Below are 17,592 nucleotides of genomic sequence, written 5' to 3' on the forward strand. Positions count from 1 at the left end.
ACGAAGTCCGCACGGACGGGGGAACGAGCACCCTTCTGGGGTAGAACGTGGTCCTAATGGCCCAGTCTTTCGGCCATGCCGAACTGCTGCACCCCGAGGTACCCGACGCGGAACCCGGCCTCCGAGTAGGCCAGGTAGAACTCCCACATCCGGCGGAACGTGTCGTCGAAGCCCAGCTCCCGCACCTCGTCCCAACGGGTGAGGAACGTTTCGCGCCAGCGGCGCAGCGTCTCGGCGTAGTCGAGGCCGAACGACCTCGACCCGACGATCTGCAGCCGCGTGTTCTCGCGCACGGAATCCTCGATCGACCGCACGGACGGGATGAGCCCGCCGGGGAAGATGTACTTGTGGATCCAGGTGTAGCTGGCCTTGCTCGCGATCATGCGGTCGTGCGGCATGGTGATCGACTGCAGCCCCACCCGGCCGCCCGGCGCGAGCACCCGGTCGAGCACGGAGAAGTACTCGGGCCAGTATTCGGCACCGACTGCCTCGATCATCTCGACGCTCACGACCGCGTCGTACCGGCCGTGCTCCTCTCGGTAGTCGCGCAACTCGACCGTCACCCGATCGTGGAGGCCCGCGTCCCTCACCCGGTCCAGCGCCAGTTTCCGCTGTTCGGCGGAGATGGTCAGCGACGTGACCGTGGCACCCCGCTGGGCGGCGCGGATGGCGAGCGCGCCCCAGCCCGTGCCGATCTCCAGCACGCGCGAGCCCGCGCGCACGCCCGCGTAGTCGAGCACGCCGTCGATCTTGCGCAGCTGGGCCGTGCGCAGGTCGGTGTCCCCGGGCTCGAACAGGGCCGACGAGTACGTCATCGTCTCGTCGAGGAACAGCGCGAACAGCTCGTTCGACAGGTCGTAGTGGCGGTGGATGTTCTGCCGAGAGCCCGCGACGTCGTTGATCTCGGTCTGCCGCCGCTCCGCCCACCGCCGCATCAGCTGCAGGCTGGGCGGGATCAGCGTCGAGAGCTTCGCCGCGAACACCGAGAGCACGTCCGCGAGCTCGTCGGACTCCCAGTCGCCCACCATGTAGGCCTCGCCGAAGCCGATCTTGGCGTCGGCGCCGAGCCGGTGGAAGAACTCGCCGGGCCGGACGATCCGCATCTCCGGGCCGCCCGCTCCCCACGTCCTGCCGTCGGGGAACCGGACGGTCACCGCCAGGGGGCGCACGGCCCTGCGGAACAACGCCTCGGCGACGCGGGCGCGCATCGGCGAACGCGGCGCCGTGAACAGTCCGGGCCAGACGCCCTGGTTGGGCCGGGGCAGGGACAACGTGCTCATCCATCACTCCTGGGGATGATCGGGACTCGCCTCACGTAGAGCGCGATTCCGTGGCGGCGGATCAACGCGGACACGCGCTGGGGCATCAGCGGACGGCGCAGCAGCATGCGCAGTCCCGAACTGCGCTCGCCCTTCATCGTCGCGCTGAAGATCGTCTTCCCGTCCCGCCGCAACGCGATGGTCACCGACAGCCGGTCTCCCGGTTTCGGCAGCTTCATCACGTAGTGGCCGTCGACCTCCAGGAACGGGGAGACGTAGAACTCCTTGTCCACCGACGCACGGCCCTTGTCGTCGGTGCGCAGCAGATAGCAGTGCCGTCCGCCGTAGGTGTTGTGCACTTCCGCGACGACGCACACGAGCTCTCCGGAAGCGTCGTGGCACCAGTACACGGACAGCGGGTTGAAGACGTAACCGAGCACGCGCGCGTTCGCGAGCATGAGGACCTGTCCGCCGCCGAGGTCGATCCCGCGCCCGGCCAGCCACTCGTCGAGGTTCTCCCGGATGGTCTTCGACGGTGACCCGAGGTGGTCACGGGCCTCGAACTTCGCGAACGGGCGCGCCCACCAGGGCAGCCGCGGGAGCTCGGCCAGGTCGACCAGCCACATGTAGGCGCGGTGGCTGAACGCCCGGTCGATGAGCTCGCGGCGGGCGTGCGTGATGACGACGTCGTAGATCACCAGTCGACGCCGAGGTGCTGGGCCGCGCGCACTCCCGACGCGCAGCCGTCCTCGTGGAAGCCCCAGCCGTGGTACGCGCCGGCGTAGGCGGTCGAGCGGGTGTTGATCTCCGGCAGACGTCGTTGGGCCGCAACGGACTCCGGCGTGTAGATCGGGTGCTCGTAGACCATCTTCGCGAGCACGCGGTCCGGGTTCACGTCGTGCGGGTTGAGCGTGACGACGAAGTCGCGCGGGTCGTCCAGGCGCATCAGCCGGTTCATGTGGTAGCTGACGAGCACCTGGTCGTTCGCCTCGTGGCAGGCCTTCTTGTAGAGGTTCCACGACGCCCGCGCGCCGCTCGTGCGCGGCAGGATCGAGGCGTCGGTGTGCAGCCAGGTCTCGTTGCGCGAGTACTGGAACGCGCCGAGCACCTCCTTCTCCTCGCGCGTCGGGTCGGCCAGCAGCCCCAGCGCCTGGTCCGGGTGCGTGGCGATGACGACGTGGTCCGCGGTGTGCAGCACGTTGTTCTCGTCCCGGATCTCCACGCCGGAACCGCTGCGCGTGACGGCCCTGACGGGCGTGCCGACGTGCACGGCCTTGAGACCCTTCACCGCGCGCTCGACGTACGTGCGCGAGCCGCCGACGACGGTCTTCCACTGCGGGGTGCCGCCGATCGCGAGCATCCCGTGGTTCGCGAGGAACTCGAACAGGTACCAGGCCGGGTACTTCATGCTCAGCGCCGCGCCGGACGACCACACCGCGCTGACCAGCGGAACGATGAAGTGGTCGACGAAGTACCGGCTGTACCCGCCGATCGCGAGGAACGCGCCGAGCGTGACGTCGTGCGTCTCCTCGTGGTCGAGGACGCGCTGGGCGTGCTTGTAGAACCGGGTGACCTCGCTGAGCATGCGCAGGTAGTCGAGGTTGATGGCGTTCTCGCGGCGGGCGAACAGCCCCGGCAGCTTCTTCGCGCCCGCGTACTCCAGGCCGCAGCCGTCGCACCGGACGCTCATCGACATCTCGGAGTCCTGAGTGGACACGCCGAGCTCGCGGAAGAGCCTGATCAGGTTCGGGTAGGTCCGTTCGTTGTGGACGATGAACCCGGAGTCGACGGCCACGCCACCCAGGTCGTGCGTGTGCGCGTGGCCGCCGAGCCGGTCGTCGGCCTCGAACAGGGTGACCTCGTGCCCGCGTTGCAACACATAGGCGGCCGTGAGACCGGCGACCCCTGCTCCGATGACGGCGACCTCAGCCACGCGAGCCTCCCAAAGGCACGTCGAGGCCTCGCGGTGAGGCCTCCCGCATGGCATTCGCGATGTCGGGGGCGACCGGTTCGAGCCCGAGCTCACCGTGGACGAAGGAGACGACCAGCCGGGTCCAGTCCCGTGCCCTCCTGAGCATCGCGTGCCCGTCGCCGACGACGCTGAACCGCGCCACCCGGTCCGTCACGGTCTTGGCCTGCCGCGCGAACCACAGCGACTTGGCGGGGTCGGTCATCCGCTCCCGATCACCGTGCGCGATGAGCAGCGCCTTGCCCCTGAGCTGCTCGAACGGCTCGCCGGGCACGATCCACGGCGCCAGCGCGCACACGGCGACCACGCTCGGGTCCCCGGCGACGCGCAGCGCGGTCCGGCCTCCCATCGAGTGTCCGACCAGGACGACCGGCCTGCCGGGGTGCAGTTCGGTGATCCTCGAGAGCGCCCACCGCGCGTCCTTCACCGGGTCGAGGCTCGGCGCGTTCCAGCCGCGGACGCGGTAGCGCAGGTTCCAGACCTCGACACCGGGCGCGCGCAGCGCCCGGGCCAGCGGGACCATGCGCAGGTACGCGAGGTTGTGGCGCCGGACAGGTCCGGTGCCGCGTTCCCTGCCGCCGTGCAGGACGAGCACGACGGCTCTCGTCGCGCCCTGCGGTTTCAGCACGTCTACATGCGGTTGCACATTTGCTGTTCGTGAGGCCACGCCCTTCGGCTCGCCCGTTGAGAGCCAGGTCACACCGGTAGTGTCGGGGCCGTGATCGACCACATCGGCATCCCCACCGAGGCAGGCTCCTTCGACGCCATCGCGTCCGGCCCGGAGGACGGCCGCCCGGTGTTGCTGCTGCACGGCTTCCCCGAGGCCGCGATCGAGTGGGAGCACCAGGTCGCGGTGCTCGGCGTGAACGGTTTCCGCGCCGTCGCACCCGACCAGCGCGGCTACTCCCCCGGTGTGCGCCCGGAACAGGCGTCCGAGTACACGATCACGCACCTGGTCGGTGACGTGATCGCGATGGCGGACTCGCTGGGCTGGGACACGTTCGACCTCGTCGGGCACGACTGGGGCGGCGCCGTCGCGTGGTGGACCGCGATCGAGCACCCCGAACGCGTGCGCACGCTCACCGTCTTCTCCACACCGCACCCCGCCGCGCTGAAGGTCGCGCTGCAGTCCGATGAGGACCAGGCGATGCGGTCGCAGTACATGCGCGACTGGCGTGAGCGCAGCACCGAGAAGCGCATGCTCGACAACAACGCGCAGGCCATCAAGCAGATGTTCGAGTGGCGGATCCGGCCCTCGCACGTCGAGGAGTACGTCCAGCGGCTGAGCGAACCGGGCGCGCTCACCGCCGCGCTCAACTGGTACCGCGCCGGCAAGCCGCACGGCGCCGCGGACAAGGTCGGCGTCAAGACCATGTACGTGTGGAGCACGGAGGACGTCGCGTTCGGCTCGGTGGCCGCCTTCGAGACCGAGAAGTGGTGCACCGGGCCGTACCGCTTCGAGATGGTCGAGGACGTCAGCCACTGGATCCCCGAGGAGATCCCGGAGGCCGCCTCGTCGCTGATCCTGGAAAACCTCGGCTGACGGCGAGCAACGTCGCGGCCGCCGCGTAGGCGCCCAGCACCAGGAGCCCGGCCCACCCCGGCAGCGGGAAGTATCCGGCCGACGGCGCGTAGTGCGCTGTCACCTGCGGATACGCCACCACCGTCTGCTTGACGGCGAAACCCGCCGCCGGTGTGAGCCGCAGCAGCCAGTCCGCGATCTCGTCGGGCAGCAGTGGCACCGCGGTCACCGCATAGGGCACGGCGACCAGCGTCAGTCCGATGAGGATCGCTGCCCAGCCGCGGCGCAGCCACGCACCGAGCCCGTACGAGAAGACCGCGCAGAGCGCGAGGGCCGTGGCGACACCGGCGACCACCCGGACGTAGGTCGGCAGCTGCGTCGTCTCGACGACGATCCCGGCGGCGAGCAGACCCGTGACGAAGGTGGCCGATCCGATGAGGACCGTCCGGGCGGCGAGCACCCGCCGGGGCGTCTCACGGGCGCCGTAGCGGGCCGCGACGACCAGCACGACGATCAGCGCGATCACCAGTCCGGACAGAGCTTTCTCGACGCCGCGCGCACCTCCCTCACCGATCGGCCCGATGTCGCCGGTACCGCTGATGGTGACGACGCCGTCCTTCTCCACGGCTCCTGACGCGTTGTGGAACTTCTCCCAGTCGGTGTGGTTCATCTCGCCGACCGAGCGGCTGTTCCACCCACCGGTGCCCCCCTCGACGGTGACGTGGTCGAAGACGCCGACGGCCTGGGTGAACCGGACCTGGTCGATCGCGCCGCCCAGGCCTGTCTTCCGGAGCGTCAGGTCGCCCGGCGAGGTGGCGAACAGTCCGACCTGGACGGTCTCCTGCAGCCCCTTGAGCTCCGCGGTCCCGACGACGCGCCACTGCTCGCCGTCCGCCGACTCGGACCCGGTGACCGTGTCGCCGGAACGGGTCAGCCGCAGCCAGCGAGGAGTCCGGGCCGCGCTTCCGGCGACGTCGTGCACGTAGTCGTGCTGGAACCGCACGCCGTGGGCGCCCGTCATCGCGAGCGCGGCGTACCGCGAGCCCTGCCGCAGGCCGTCCTTGACGATGATCCCGGACTTCGCCCACGGCACGAGCCCGGCGACGATCTGGTCGTGACCGGGCGGCGGATAGGTGATCGTCCCGGTCATCGACGTCATCCTGACCGTGATGGTGCCGTTCCGGCCGAGGTCCTGGTACCGGAACCAGAAGGTGTCGCTGACGCTGGACGAGGTGGCGCCGGCGAACAGCAGGCCCGCCGCGATGACGGAGAGGCCCGCGACGGCCAGGGAGATCAGGCGGCCGGGCGTGCGGAACGCGGTCCACTCCCGCCGGAGAAGTTCGGTGATCGACATGGCGCAGGTCTACGGATCAACGGCTAACACGGTCCGAAGCGGCCTTGTCATGCCGCTGTTAGGTCCTCGCGGGCATGCTGGCGGCATGAGCAGGCTGCGCAGCGGAACCATCGGGGTGCGGTTCACGATCCTTTACGCCGTCGTGTTCCTCGCGTCGGGCATCGGGTTGCTGGGCCTGACGTTCCTGCTGTCCCGCGGCAGGGTGACCGACGTGGCGCCCGCACCCGGCCTCGACTCGGCGCAACAGCAGGTCCGGCAACTGCAGGACCAGCTGGCCGAGGTGCACACGCAGCAGGCACGTCAGCTGCTGGCCGGATCGCTGCTGGCGCTGGTCGTGATGGCGATCGTCTCGCTGCTCGTCGGCCGGGTGCTGGCCCGGCGCGTGCTGCGGCCGTTGCGGACCATCACGAGCGCCACGCGGCGCATCTCCGCGGACAGGCTCGACCAGCGGCTGGCCGTCACCGGCCCGGCCGACGAGGTGAAGGGCCTCGCCGACACCATCGACGAGTTGCTCGAACGGCTCGAGGTGTCGTTCGCCGCGCAACGCCGCTTCGCCGCCAACGCCTCGCACGAGCTGCGGACACCGCTGACGACGATGCGTACGTCACTGGACGTCGCGGTCGCCAAGCCGGATCCGGCCGCGTCGACGGTGGCACTGGCGGATCGTCTGCGCGTGCAGCTCGACCGAGTCGATCATCTGCTCGACGGGTTCCTCGTGCTGGCCAGGGCGCAGCACGGCGCGCTGGCCGACTCCGCCCCGGTCGACCTCGGCGAGCTCGTGCGGGGAGCGCTGCGCGACCTGTCCGGCGAGGTGCGGGCGAAGGGGCTGGACGTGGTGGTGGACGTGCCGCCGGGGACGTCGGCGCAGGGAAGTCCGGCGCTGCTGGCGCGGCTGGTGGCCAACGTCGTCGACAACGCCGTGACGCACAACGAGAGCGGCGGATGGGTCCGCGTCACCGGATCCGTGAGCGGGAGGACAACGCTGGTCGTGGAGACCGGCGGAGCCGTCTTCGACCAGCGGGAGGTCGACCGGCTGGCGCAGCCGTTCGAACGGCTCGGCGGCGAGCGCATCGGCTCCTCGGGTCTGGGACTGTCCATCGTGGCCGCGATCGCCACCGCGCACGGCGGCCGGCTCGACCTGCTCGCCCGGCCGGCGGGCGGCCTGCGCGTGTCGGTCGCGCTGCCGGCCGCGAAGGTGCCGGTGCGGGCGTGAGGGTCCTGCTCGTGGAAGACGACGCCGCCCTCGCCGAGGTCGTCGCGGAGGGCCTGCGCGACCAGGGCATGCCCGTCGACCTCGCGCACGACGGGCTGACCGCCGCCGGTCTCGACCTCCTCGCGTACGACGTGGTGGTCCTGGACCGGGACCTGCCGGGCCTGCACGGCGACGTGCTGTGCCAGATGATCATCGAGCGGCCGGGCAGGCCGATGGTGCTGATGCTGACCGCGGCGGGCGAGCCCGGTGACCGGGTCAGCGGGCTGACGCTGGGCGCGGACGACTACCTCGCCAAGCCCTTCCACTTCCCGGAGCTCGTCCTGCGGGTGCGGGCGCTGGCCCGCCGCAGGCCGGACGCCAGACCGCCGGTGCTGCGCGCGGCCGGGATCGAACTGGACCCGGTGCGCCGGACCGTCGTGCGCGATGGCCGTCACCTCGCGCTCTCGGTGAAGGAGTTCGCCGTGCTGGAAGCGCTGCTGGAGGCCAGTCCGGGCTTCCTGAGCGCCGAGGCCCTGCTGGAGCAGGTCTGGGACGAGCACGCCGATCCGTTCACCAACACCGTCACCGTCACGGTGGGGCGGTTGCGCCGCAAGCTCGGTGAACCGCCGGTCATCGCCACGACACCGGGGGTCGGCTACCGGATCGGCGAAACCGGCTGACCGCGCAATCGCCCGGCGGCGTTGCCGGTCACAGCAGTAGATTCGAGGTCATGCGCGTGGCCGGTCTTCTGCTCGCCGCGGGGGCCGGCCGCCGGTTCGGTTCCCCCAAGGCCCTCGTCCCGTTGCACGGCAAGCTCTTCGTGGACTCGGCCGCCGAGCTGCTCAGAGCCGCCGGCTGCGACCCGGTCGTCGTGGTGCTCGGCGCGCAGGCGGCGGAGGTGCGGCGACAGGCCACCCTCCAGGGCGTGACCGTCGTCGACAACCCCCACTGGGACACCGGCATGGGGTCCTCGCTGCGCACCGGCCTGCACGCCGTAGGCACCGCGGACGCCGTCGTGGTGCTCCCCGTCGACACACCGGGGGTCACCGTCGAGGCGTTGCACCGCCTGATGGCCCTCGCCGAGCCGAAAGTGCTGGCCCGCGCCACCTACGACGGCGAGATCGGGCACCCGGTGCTGATCGGGTCGGACCACTTCGCGGGCGTCGTGGCGTCGGCGGCGGGCGACCAGGGCGCGCGGGACTACCTCCAGGCGAACACCGTCCGCCACGTCGACTGCGCCGACGTGGCGGACGGTGCCGACGTCGACCGGCCCGAGGACCTCAGGCGGCGTACCGGCGGAGCTTGACGCCCGGTGCCACCGCGACTCCGCGCCGGGCGTTGAACCGCAGGCCCGGTCCGCCGTCGTCGTGCACGGCTTCAGGGCCTGGCCCGGACCGCCGCCCTGGCGCACCCGGCCGCGACGACGAGCAGCGCCAGCCCCACCCACACCGGCCAGAGCTCGGAGTAGGTGACCGCCAGCGCGATGTTCGTGGCCGCCGCTGCCGTGAACACCGCGACCAGCGCGACCCAGAAGTAGAAGTACCGCCTGATCAAACCCACCCCCTGTCCGAGAGCGCCACCGCACCCCTCATCGCGCGTATCGAGGTTTGTGGTGCCCGGGTTACTGGTGAGGTGATCTGCAATCGGGTACTACTGGGCCGCATGACGACCGACACCGTGACCGGGTCCGACTACGGCAATCTCGTGCGCACGCACCTCACGCGCGTCGAGCAGCACAACGCGGCCGCGCTCGACGACGTGGCCGAGCTCGTGCTGGCCGCCGTCCAGGCCGACGGAATCCTCCTCACCGCCGGCGCGGGCCACTCGCTGGCGGCGGTCGCCGAGACCTTCTACCGGGCAGGCGGCCTGGCCTGCGTGCGCCCGATCTACCACCCCGAGCTGCTCCCGATGCACGGCGCGATCAGCAGCACGTCGGCCGAACGCCGCTCCGGTCTCGCGGGCGAGGTCCTGCGCGAGTCGGGTCTGGCCCCGCACGACGTGCTGTTCGTGTTCTCGACGTCGGGCGTCAACCACTACCCGGTCGAACTGGCCCAGGAGGCCGCGAGCAAGGGCTGCCCGGTGGTGGGCGTGACCTCCGTGGCGTCCAGCGCCCAGGCGCCTCGGCGCGCGGGGGCGACCCTGGCCGAGGTCTCGACCGTCGTCCTCGACAACCTGGTCCCGCCCGGCGACTCGACCTACCCGGTGCACGCCCCGGTCACCGCGGCGATCTCCACGCTGGCCACCACGTTCCTGTGGAACCTGCTGATGGTCCGCCTGATCGACAAGGCGGCCGAGTCCGGCGTGCGGCTCCCCCTGTGGCGCAGCGCGAACGTGGAGGGCGGCGACGCGGCCAACGCCGACCTGCTCCGCCACTACCAGACCCGCATCCCGCAGCTCGGATAGGTGGAAACCCCCACAAAACCTCAGCGTGATGTCGTTAGTCTCCCACCGGGGAAAGCACATACCTGGGGGGATTCGAACAAGTGGAGCAGAAGACTCGTAGATGGATCCTGATCGGCGGAGCGCTCGCCACGACGGCCGTGGTCGGTGTGGCGGGCACCCTGCTCTGGTCGGGCAACAGGTCGGTGGTGGTCGCCGACGCGCCGATCAAGGCGGCGGAGACTCCGGTGCAGGTGGCCACCTCCTTCCTGACCAGGGCCTTCTCGGGCCCGGCCACTGCCGCCGCCTTCACCGACGCGCCGGCGGCGGCGACCACGGCCCTGGAAGCCAGCAAGGCCGGCATGGGCACGTCCGCCTACCAGGCCACGGTCGCGGCGGCCGAACCACCGGCGGCTGACGCCACGACGACCGAGCTCACCGCGTCCGTCACCTGGACGCTGCCGAGCTCCGGCCAGCTGAAGTACGACGTCAAGGTCCCGATGACCCGCGCCGACGGCGCCTGGAAGGTCCACTGGACGCCCTCGGTCGTCCACCCTCGGCTCACCGAGGGCGCGTCGCTCACCTATCGCAAGTCGCTCGCGGAGGGCGCGCTGCTGGGCCGCGACGGCAAGCCGCTGACCCAGGGCACTGTCCCGGACGGCCTGTACAAGACGATCACCGCCACCGTCGGCGACGTGAAGGGCGTCGACGGCTGGGAGGTGGGCATCACCGCGGGCGGCGCGTTCACCGTGCTGGACGCCAAGAAGGCGGAGGGCGGCGAGAAGATCACCGTCACCATCGACCCCGCCCGCCAGGCCGCGGCCCAGGCAGCCGTGGACGCCCTCCCGCAGGGCGCGGCGATCGTGGCGATCGAGGCCTCCACCAGCGAGATCCTGGCCGTGGCGCAGAACAAGGCGCTGGCCGGCACCAACCCGTTCGTCGGCCGCTACGCCCCCGGCTCGACGATGAAGATCGTCACCGCGGCGGCGGTCATGAACGCGGGCCTGGTGCAGAGCGGCACCGCCGTCCCCTGCCCGGCCACCGCCACCATCGGCACCCGCAGGATCAACAACGCGGACTTCGGCCACGACAGCGTGCCGTTCCGCACGGCGTTCGCGCTGTCGTGCAACACGACGTTCGGCGACCTGGGCTCCAAGCTCGAGCCGAACGCCCTGCCGAACATGGCGAAACGGTTCGGCCTGGGCGCCGACTGGGTCGTCCCCGGCGCGGAGACGAACACCGGCAAGGTCCCACCGGCCACCGGCGACCAGCGGGTGGAGAACAGCTTCGGCCAGGGCAACGTGGTGGCCAGTCCGTTCGGCATGGCGCTGGTCGCCGCCACCGTCGTCTCGGGCAGGACGCCGACGCCGACGCTGCTGCGCGGCAAGCCGTCCGAGCCGAACGACGTGGCGGCGGGCCCGCCCGCCGCCGTCCTGCCGCCGCTGCGCGCGATGATGCGCGAGGTGGTCACCGCGGGCACGGCGAAGCAGCTCGCCGGCATCCCCGGCCTGGCCGGGAAGACCGGCACGGCGGAGGCGAGCGGCGGTGAGGCGCACGGCTGGTTCGTCGGCTACCAGAACAACGTGGCGTTCGCGGTGGTCGTGGAGAAGGCGGGCTCGTCGCAGAGCGCGCTGAACGCGACGGCGGCGTTCCTCAAGGGCTGAACCGCTGCTCGCGCGGGACGAGCAGCCCGCGGTGGAACGCCTCGGTGACGGCGGCCGCCCGGTCGCCCACCTCCAGCTTGGCGTAGATGTTGAGCAGGTGCGACTTGACGGTGGCCTCGGTGATGAAGAGGCCCCGGGCCACGTCGCGGGGGGGGGGGCCCCCCCCCGCCGCCCCGCCCCCCCCCCGCCCCCCCCACCGCAGCACCTCCAGCTCGCGCGGGCTGAGCACCTCCGCCGCGGCGCCGCGCACCCGTTTCATCAGCAACGCCGCCGCGGCCGGGGCGAGCACGGCCTCGCCCCGCGCGGTGGCCCTGACCGCGCGCACGAGCTCGTCGCGCGGAGCGTCCTTGAGCAGGTAGCCGGTGGCGCCCGCCTCGACCGCCGCCACCACGTCGTTGTCGTTGTCGTAGGTGGTCAGCACCAGCACATGGGCGATGCCCGCGAGCTCCCTGGTGGCGGTGAGGCCGTCCGTGCCCGGCATGCGCAGGTCCATCAGCACGACGTCGGGCCGCAGCGCCTGGGCGAGCCGCACCGCCTCGGCGCCGTCGCCCGCCTCGCCGACCACCTCGAAACCGGGGTCCTGGGCGAACAGGCTCGCGAGCCCGTCCCTGACCACCGGGTGGTCGTCGACGACCAGCACCTTGATCACGCTCTCGCCTCCAGTGGCACGCGGGCCGACACTCCCGTGCCCGCACCGGGTTCGGACTCGATCTGCACCGTGCCCGCCAGTCCTTCGATCCGCTGCCTCATCGCTTCGAGCCCGAACCCTCCGGGCCGGACGTCGCCGAACCCGCGGCCGTCGTCGCGCACGTCCAGCGCCACCTCGTTCTCCAGGTACGACAACGTGACGCCGACCCGGCCGGCCCGCGCGTGCCTCGCCACGTTCGCCAGCGCCTCCTGCGCGGCGCGCAGCAGCGCGAACTCGGCCTCCGGCGCGATCGGCCGCGCGTCGCCGGTGGTCGTGACCTCGACCGGGATCCCGTGCAGCGCCGACCACTTCCCGGCGACGCCGGTGAGCGCCTCGGTCAGCCGCGCGGTCCGCAGCGGTTCGGGACGCAGTGCCGCGACGGACCTCCTCGTCTCGTCGAGGCTCTCCCTGGCGAGCTCGGTGGCGGCCGCGACGTGGCGGGCCCACGTCCTGTCGTCGGCGGCGCGGAGCTGGCTGATGATGCCGGTGAGCCCCTGGGCGAGCGTGTCGTGGATCTCCCGCGCCATCCGCTGCCGCTCGTCGCGCACCCCGGCCTCGCGTGCCTGCACGACCAGTTGCTCGTGCAGCGTGGCGTTGTCCGCCAACGACTCCGCGAGCCTGCGGTTCGCCTCGCGTGCCTGAGCGAGCGCCTGCTCCCGTTCCGCCTCCTGCTGGTCGGATTTCCGCGCCACGAACGCGTACGCGCACATGGGCACGGCGTTGCCGGCGATGACGGCGAGCCAGATGGCGACGCCGCCGGAAGTCGACTTGTCGATCCCGTACGACTGGGCCGTGCCCGCCACCACGGCGACCGCCGCCACGTTCACCGGCTGCCAGGGAAAGGCGATCGTGCGGAACGTGTAGAAGTACGGCACCGGCGTGAGGAACCCGAACAACGGGTTGAGCGCCACCAGCGCTCCCGTGAGCGCGGTCAGCCCCACGGCGACCACCCACGGTCTGATCGGCAGGGTCGTCCCCGCCGCCAGCCAGGCCGCCACGACCGCGCACAGCACGAGCTCGGCGGGCTCCGGCCGCCGGTCGAGCGTGGTGGCCGCGGCCAGCACCGCCAGCAGGACGTAAGGCCACCGCGCCGCAGGAATGCTCATCCGCGTTCCTCCCCCGGCCCACAAGCCTAGGCCTCGATCGCAAGGGCGTGGCTGAAGACGTTGCGCGGATCCCAGCGGGCCTTGATCTGTCGCAGGCGCGGGTAGTTGTCCTTGTAGTAGAGGCGCTGCGCGGACACGCCCGAGGTGTTCCACGCCGGGTCCGCCAGGTCGGCGTCGGCGTAGTTGATGTAGGAGCCGTCGTTGACCTCGTTCGGCACGGGCACGCCACCGGTGTCGGCGTACACATCGCGGTAGAGCGCGCGCACCCAGGCGAGATTGGCCGCGTCCTCGTGTTCCTCGCTCCACACCGCCTGGTAGACCGCCTTCATCACCACGTCCCGTTGCGCGATCGCGGTGTCCTGCGGCCGCACCGCGTTGGCCTGACCTCCGTACCCGATCAGCAGCACGCTCCCCGCCCCGCCGTCGGGCCCGGTGAGGTTGCGCCACAAGGCGTTCAGCTGCCTCGGCGTGTACGACCGGCGCAGGTAGGCCGCCTTGATCTTGTACCGCCGGGTGAGCACGTCCCCCGGTTCACCGGTGCCCGGCCACGTCATCCGGTGCAGCCACGGCATCGTCCTGCGCAGGTCGAACACCGGCGTGAGGCCGAGCCCCGCCGACACGGCGTCCACGAACTCCGTCACCATCGCGTCGACGCCCGGCAGGTCCGCGTCGGCCTGCACCGCGAGCATCACCACGCCACCGGCCTGGTGCTTCACCTCGAGGACCCCGTACAGCCCGGCCTGCGGCACCCCCGGCGCGCTGTTGCGCTCGTGCCACGTCCCGAAGTTGCGCAGCAACCCGCCCAGCTTCTCCTCGGTGAGCTGTCCCCAGTCCCAGAAGACCACGTGCTGCAACATCGTCCGCGGCACCGGCGGCAACAACCGCTCCCCGGCGCCCGGCGACCGCAACCAGTACCTGGTCACGACACCGAAGTTGCCGCCACCACCCCCGGTGTGCGCCCACCACAGCTCGCGATGGGGATCATCCCGCTCCCGCGTGGCGACCACCAGGCGCGCCCGCCCGTCCTCGCCGACCACGACGACCTCGACGCCGTACAGGTGGTCCACCACGGCCCCGTACCTGCGCGACAACGGCCCGTACCCACCACCCGCGATGTGCCCGCCGGCCCCCACCTCCGGACACCCGCCACCGGGAATCGTGACGCCCCACCCCGCGCACAACGTCCGGTACACCTGCCCGAGCGTGGCCCCCGGCTGCACCGAGAAGGCCTTCCGCCGCGCGTCGTACCCGACGTCGTTCATCCCCGAGAGGTCGAGCAACGTCCTGAACTCCGGCGCCGCCGTGAGGTTCTCGAAGCAGTGCCCGCCACTGCGCACCGCGATCCGCCGCCCGGCCCGCACCGCCTCGTCCACCGCGCGGACCACCTGGTCGGCCGAGGTGGCCACCCGAATCTCGTCGGGCCGCCCGGCGAACCGGAAGTTGTTGCCCCGCAACAGGTTCTCGTACCGCACGTCACCCGGCCCGATCCGCGGCGCCTGCACAGCAGACTCCTGCGCCGCCGCACTCGCCCCGCCCCGTCCCGTCAGCCCGCCCGCCGCCACCGCGCCGACGATCAGCGCTCGCCGGCTCACGTGCCCGCCCCCGGAGATGCTCATCTCGACCCCTTCCGCCTCGGTGGTTCTCACCGTGGCGGAACGGGATCCGCGGGACATCAGCCGATCACCCGGTCAGGAGGATGAGCCGCGACCCAGCCGATCGGCTGGCCGGGCCACCGCCGCATTGCGCCGGCCGGAGACCGCCGCGGACACCCGGGAAGTCGTTTGCCGACGCCTGTCCGCTCAGCCGGGCACGGCGATCGCTTACGCAGCCGCCGCGAAGCCTCGGACTTGGCCCGTCAGCTGTCTCCGGCGGCCGTCCCCTCAGCTGTCCCTCTCAGCCGCGTTCCTCAGCCGTCCACGCAATCGCCGCCGACACCTTGGACACCCAGCCCAGACGCCGCTCCCAGGCACCTCTTCCCCACGTACAAGCGCCCTGAACCACTCCTGCGGCCGCTGCCCCGCACGACCACCCAAGGCACCGTCTCCTGGCAGCCGTCCCCTTCGGTCGGGCTCGCGCCGCCGACACCCGGACAGCTGCCCCGCACGACCACCCAAGGCACCGTCTCCTGGCAGCCGTCCCCTTCGGTCGGGCTCGCGCCGCCGACACCCGGACAGCTGGCCCGGACGCCTCTTCCAAGCAGCCTTTCCACGAACAAGCTCTCGGAACCACTCTCGCGGCCACTGCCGCACACGGCCATCCCAGGGGTCGTTTCCCGGCGGCCGTCCTTACTCAGCCGTCCCGCTCGGGAGCCGTCCCCCAGCCGCCCACGCCTCGGACACCGGACCCCGATGCCGTTTGCCGACAGCCCTTGCCCTCGGACAAGCTCCCGAACCACTCCTGCGGCCGCGGCCCCGCACAACCACCCCGGACACCTTCGCTCCAGGCGCCGATCCCTGGGGCGGGCTCGGCGGGTCCGCCTGCCGGGATCAGTTCGTCTGCGGCACCCCGAGGCGCTCGCTGAACTTCGGCGTCGGCACCACACCGACCACCGGAGGCTCGGCGAACTGCGTGTTGTAGAGGTCGGCGTACCGGCCCTCGGCGGTCATCAGCTCGGTGTGCGTGCCCCGCTCGACGATGTCGCCGTGCTCCAGCACCAGGATCTGGTCGGCCGCCCGGATCGTCGAGAGACGGTGGGCGATCACCAGCGACGTGCGGCCCTGCAGCGCCTCGGTCAGCGCCTCCTGCACGGCGGCCTCCGATTCCGAGTCCAGGTGCGCGGTGGCCTCGTCCAGGATCACCACGCGCGGCTTGGCGAGCAGCAGGCGGGCGATGGTGAGCCGTTGCCGTTCGCCGCCGGACAACCGGTAGCCGCGTTCGCCGACCACGGTGTCGAGCTGGTCAGGTAACGAGGCCACCAGGTCCAGCAGGCGGGCGCGGCGCAGCGCGTCCCACAGCTCGTCGTCGGTGGCGCCGGGCGACGCGTACTCCAGGTTCGCGCGGATGGTGTCGTGGAAGAGGTGCCCGTCCTGGGTGACCACGCCGACGGACGCGCGCAACGCCTCGAAGGTCAGGTCTCGGACGTCCACTCCGGACAGGCGCACGGAACCCGAGTCGACGTCGTAGAGCCGCGGCACGAGCGAGGCGAGGGTCGACTTGCCCGCGCCGGACGAGCCGACCAGGGCGACCAGCTGGCCGGCCTCGGCCTTGAAGCTGATGCCGTGCAGCACTTCCTCGCCGCCACGGGTGTCCAAAGTGGCCACCGACTCCAACGAGGCCAGCGAGACCTTGTCCGCCGACGGGTACGCGAAGCGCACGTCGGAGAACTCGACGGACACCGGGCCGTCGGGCACCGGGCGGGCGTCCGGCTTCTCCTTGATCATCGGGTCGAGGTCGAGGACCTCGAAGACGCGCTCGAACGACACCAGCGCCGTCATCAGGTCGACGCGCGCGTTCGCGAGAGCCGTCAGCGGGGCGTACAGCCGCGTCAGCAGCAGCGCGAGCGACACCACGGCACCGGCCTGCAGGTGCCCGGTCAGCGCCAGGTAGCCGCCCAGGCCGTAGACCAGCGCCTGCGCCAGCGCCGAGACCAGCGTCAGGCCCGTCATGAACCAGCGGGTGGCCATCGCGGTCCGGATGCCGATGTCGCGAACCTGCGCGGCCTTCTCGGAGAACTCCTGCTCCTCGCGGGCCGGACGGCCGAAGAGCTTCACCAGCGTCGCGCCGGGCGCCGAGAACCGCTCGGTCGACTGGGTGACCATCGAGGCGTTGAGGGCGGAGGCCTCCCGCTGCATGTCCGCCATCCGGCGGCCCATCCGCTTGGCGGGCAGCACGAACACCGGGAGCAGCACCAGGGCCAGCGCCGTGACCTGCCACGACAGCGTGAACATGACGGCCAGCGACAGGACCAGCTGGATGATGTTCGTGACGAAGCCGGACAGCGTCGAGGTGAAGGCGCGCTGGGCGCCGATCACGTCGTTGTTCAGGCGCGAGACCAGCGCGCCGGTGCGCGTGCGGGTGAAGAACGCGACGGGCATCTTCTGCACGTGGCCGAACACGGCACGGCGCAGGTCGTAGATCAGGCCCTCACCGATGCGCGTCGACTGCCAGCGCTCCACCACGCCCAGGCCGGCGTCGACGACGGCGATCAGCGCGATCGCCACCGCGAGCCACACGACCACGGACGGCACCGAGCCGCCGACGATCGCGTCGACCACGCGGCCCGCCAGCAGTGGCGTCGACACCGCGAGAACCGACGAGACGACCGTCAGCAGCAGGAACACCAGCAGCTTCGCCCGGTGCGGCCGGGCGAAGGTGAGAACGCGGCGGAACGTGCCCCGGCGCACCTTCGAAGGCGCGTCCGAGGTCGCTCCCATCATGAATCGCCAAGAGCTGTATCCGTCCACGCTGTCTAGAACAGCACAGCGGTCCGACAATTCCTTCGCGGGCGGCTACAGCGGCG

16 protein-coding genes are annotated in these 17,592 nt (G+C 71.5%); 6 read left to right on the forward strand and 10 right to left on the reverse strand.

Features of this window, described 5'->3' with window-relative positions:
• Window positions 1-53 precede the first annotated feature (53 nt).
• From ORI60_RS37685 to ORI60_RS37700, 4 genes are read right to left on the reverse strand one after another with little or no spacing between them, the layout of a single operon-like run.
• A complete protein-coding gene (locus ORI60_RS37685; protein WP_266042800.1) occupies window positions 54-1,280 on the reverse strand; it encodes an SAM-dependent methyltransferase in 1,227 nt (408 codons plus the stop codon).
• Window positions 1,277-1,957, reverse strand: coding sequence for a DUF1365 domain-containing protein (locus tag ORI60_RS37690; protein ID WP_266042801.1), 681 nt, complete (start codon window positions 1,955-1,957; stop codon window positions 1,277-1,279). The genes ORI60_RS37685 and ORI60_RS37690 overlap by 4 nt, the downstream gene beginning before the upstream one ends.
• On the reverse strand, window positions 1,954-3,192 hold the full coding sequence (locus tag ORI60_RS37695) for an NAD(P)/FAD-dependent oxidoreductase (RefSeq protein WP_266042802.1): 1,239 nt from the start codon (window positions 3,190-3,192) through the stop codon (window positions 1,954-1,956). The genes ORI60_RS37690 and ORI60_RS37695 overlap by 4 nt, the downstream gene beginning before the upstream one ends.
• Window positions 3,185-3,856: an alpha/beta hydrolase gene (locus ORI60_RS37700; RefSeq protein ID WP_266042803.1), complete on the reverse strand. Its 672-nt coding sequence runs from the start codon at window positions 3,854-3,856 to the stop codon at window positions 3,185-3,187. Before ORI60_RS37700 ends, ORI60_RS37695 begins: the two co-directional genes overlap by 8 nt.
• A 90-nt stretch (window positions 3,857-3,946) precedes the next feature.
• On the opposite strand from ORI60_RS37700, the gene ORI60_RS37705 reads away from it, so the two are divergent.
• Window positions 3,947-4,771 carry an alpha/beta fold hydrolase gene (locus ORI60_RS37705; protein WP_266042804.1) on the forward strand — a complete coding sequence of 275 codons (825 nt, stop codon included), beginning with the start codon at window positions 3,947-3,949 and terminating at the stop codon, window positions 4,769-4,771.
• Here ORI60_RS37705 and ORI60_RS37710 read toward each other — a convergent pair.
• Window positions 4,704-6,104: a hypothetical protein gene (locus ORI60_RS37710; RefSeq protein ID WP_266042805.1), complete on the reverse strand. Its 1,401-nt coding sequence runs from the start codon at window positions 6,102-6,104 to the stop codon at window positions 4,704-4,706. The genes ORI60_RS37705 and ORI60_RS37710 overlap by 68 nt on opposite strands.
• A gap of 85 nt (window positions 6,105-6,189) precedes the next feature.
• On the opposite strand from ORI60_RS37710, the gene ORI60_RS37715 reads away from it, so the two are divergent.
• The 3 genes from ORI60_RS37715 to ORI60_RS37725 are packed head-to-tail and all read left to right on the forward strand — an operon-like array spanning window position 6,190 to window position 8,602.
• Window positions 6,190-7,317, forward strand: coding sequence for a sensor histidine kinase (locus ORI60_RS37715; RefSeq protein WP_266042806.1), 1,128 nt, complete (start codon window positions 6,190-6,192; stop codon window positions 7,315-7,317).
• Window positions 7,314-7,976 (forward strand): response regulator transcription factor, encoded by a 663-nt coding sequence (locus ORI60_RS37720; protein WP_266042807.1) that lies wholly within the window; start codon window positions 7,314-7,316, stop codon window positions 7,974-7,976. The genes ORI60_RS37715 and ORI60_RS37720 overlap by 4 nt, the downstream gene beginning before the upstream one ends.
• A gap of 50 nt (window positions 7,977-8,026) precedes the next feature.
• Window positions 8,027-8,602, forward strand: a complete 576-nt coding sequence (locus tag ORI60_RS37725; protein WP_266042808.1) for a nucleotidyltransferase family protein — start codon at window positions 8,027-8,029, stop codon at window positions 8,600-8,602.
• A 71-nt stretch (window positions 8,603-8,673) separates the two neighbouring features.
• Here the strand turns inward: ORI60_RS37725 and ORI60_RS37730 are convergent, their stop codons facing one another.
• Window positions 8,674-8,856 (reverse strand): hypothetical protein, encoded by a 183-nt coding sequence (locus ORI60_RS37730; protein WP_266042809.1) that lies wholly within the window; start codon window positions 8,854-8,856, stop codon window positions 8,674-8,676.
• 102 nt (window positions 8,857-8,958) lie between these two features.
• Here ORI60_RS37730 and ORI60_RS37735 point away from each other — a divergent pair, with 102 nt between their 5' ends.
• Both ORI60_RS37735 and ORI60_RS37740 read left to right on the forward strand, forming a co-directional pair.
• Window positions 8,959-9,699: an SIS domain-containing protein gene (locus ORI60_RS37735; protein ID WP_266042810.1), complete on the forward strand. Its 741-nt coding sequence runs from the start codon at window positions 8,959-8,961 to the stop codon at window positions 9,697-9,699.
• 80 nt (window positions 9,700-9,779) lie between these two features.
• Complete coding sequence (locus ORI60_RS37740; protein WP_266042811.1) at window positions 9,780-11,339, forward strand: penicillin-binding transpeptidase domain-containing protein; 1,560 nt, start codon at window positions 9,780-9,782, stop codon at window positions 11,337-11,339.
• Here the strand turns inward: ORI60_RS37740 and ORI60_RS37745 are convergent.
• From ORI60_RS37745 to ORI60_RS37760, 4 genes are all read right to left on the reverse strand, one after another.
• Window positions 11,329-11,988 (reverse strand): response regulator transcription factor, encoded by a 660-nt coding sequence (locus ORI60_RS37745; RefSeq protein WP_266042812.1) that lies wholly within the window; start codon window positions 11,986-11,988, stop codon window positions 11,329-11,331. The genes ORI60_RS37740 and ORI60_RS37745 overlap by 11 nt on opposite strands.
• Window positions 11,985-13,133 (reverse strand): sensor histidine kinase, encoded by a 1,149-nt coding sequence (locus ORI60_RS37750; protein WP_266042813.1) that lies wholly within the window; start codon window positions 13,131-13,133, stop codon window positions 11,985-11,987. Before ORI60_RS37750 ends, ORI60_RS37745 begins: the two co-directional genes overlap by 4 nt.
• Window positions 13,134-13,159: 26 nt before the next feature.
• The gene (locus ORI60_RS37755; RefSeq protein ID WP_266042814.1) at window positions 13,160-14,749 is read right to left on the reverse strand and encodes an FAD-dependent oxidoreductase; all 1,590 of its coding nucleotides are present in this window, start codon (window positions 14,747-14,749) and stop codon (window positions 13,160-13,162) included.
• An 870-nt stretch (window positions 14,750-15,619) separates the two neighbouring features.
• Window positions 15,620-17,506, reverse strand: coding sequence for an ABC transporter ATP-binding protein (locus tag ORI60_RS37760; RefSeq protein ID WP_266042815.1), 1,887 nt, complete (start codon window positions 17,504-17,506; stop codon window positions 15,620-15,622).
• Window positions 17,507-17,592 lie beyond the last annotated feature (86 nt).

It is taken from the genome of Lentzea sp. NEAU-D7 (assembly GCF_026242055.1).
Taxonomy (GTDB): Bacteria; Actinomycetota; Actinomycetes; order Mycobacteriales; family Pseudonocardiaceae; genus Lentzea.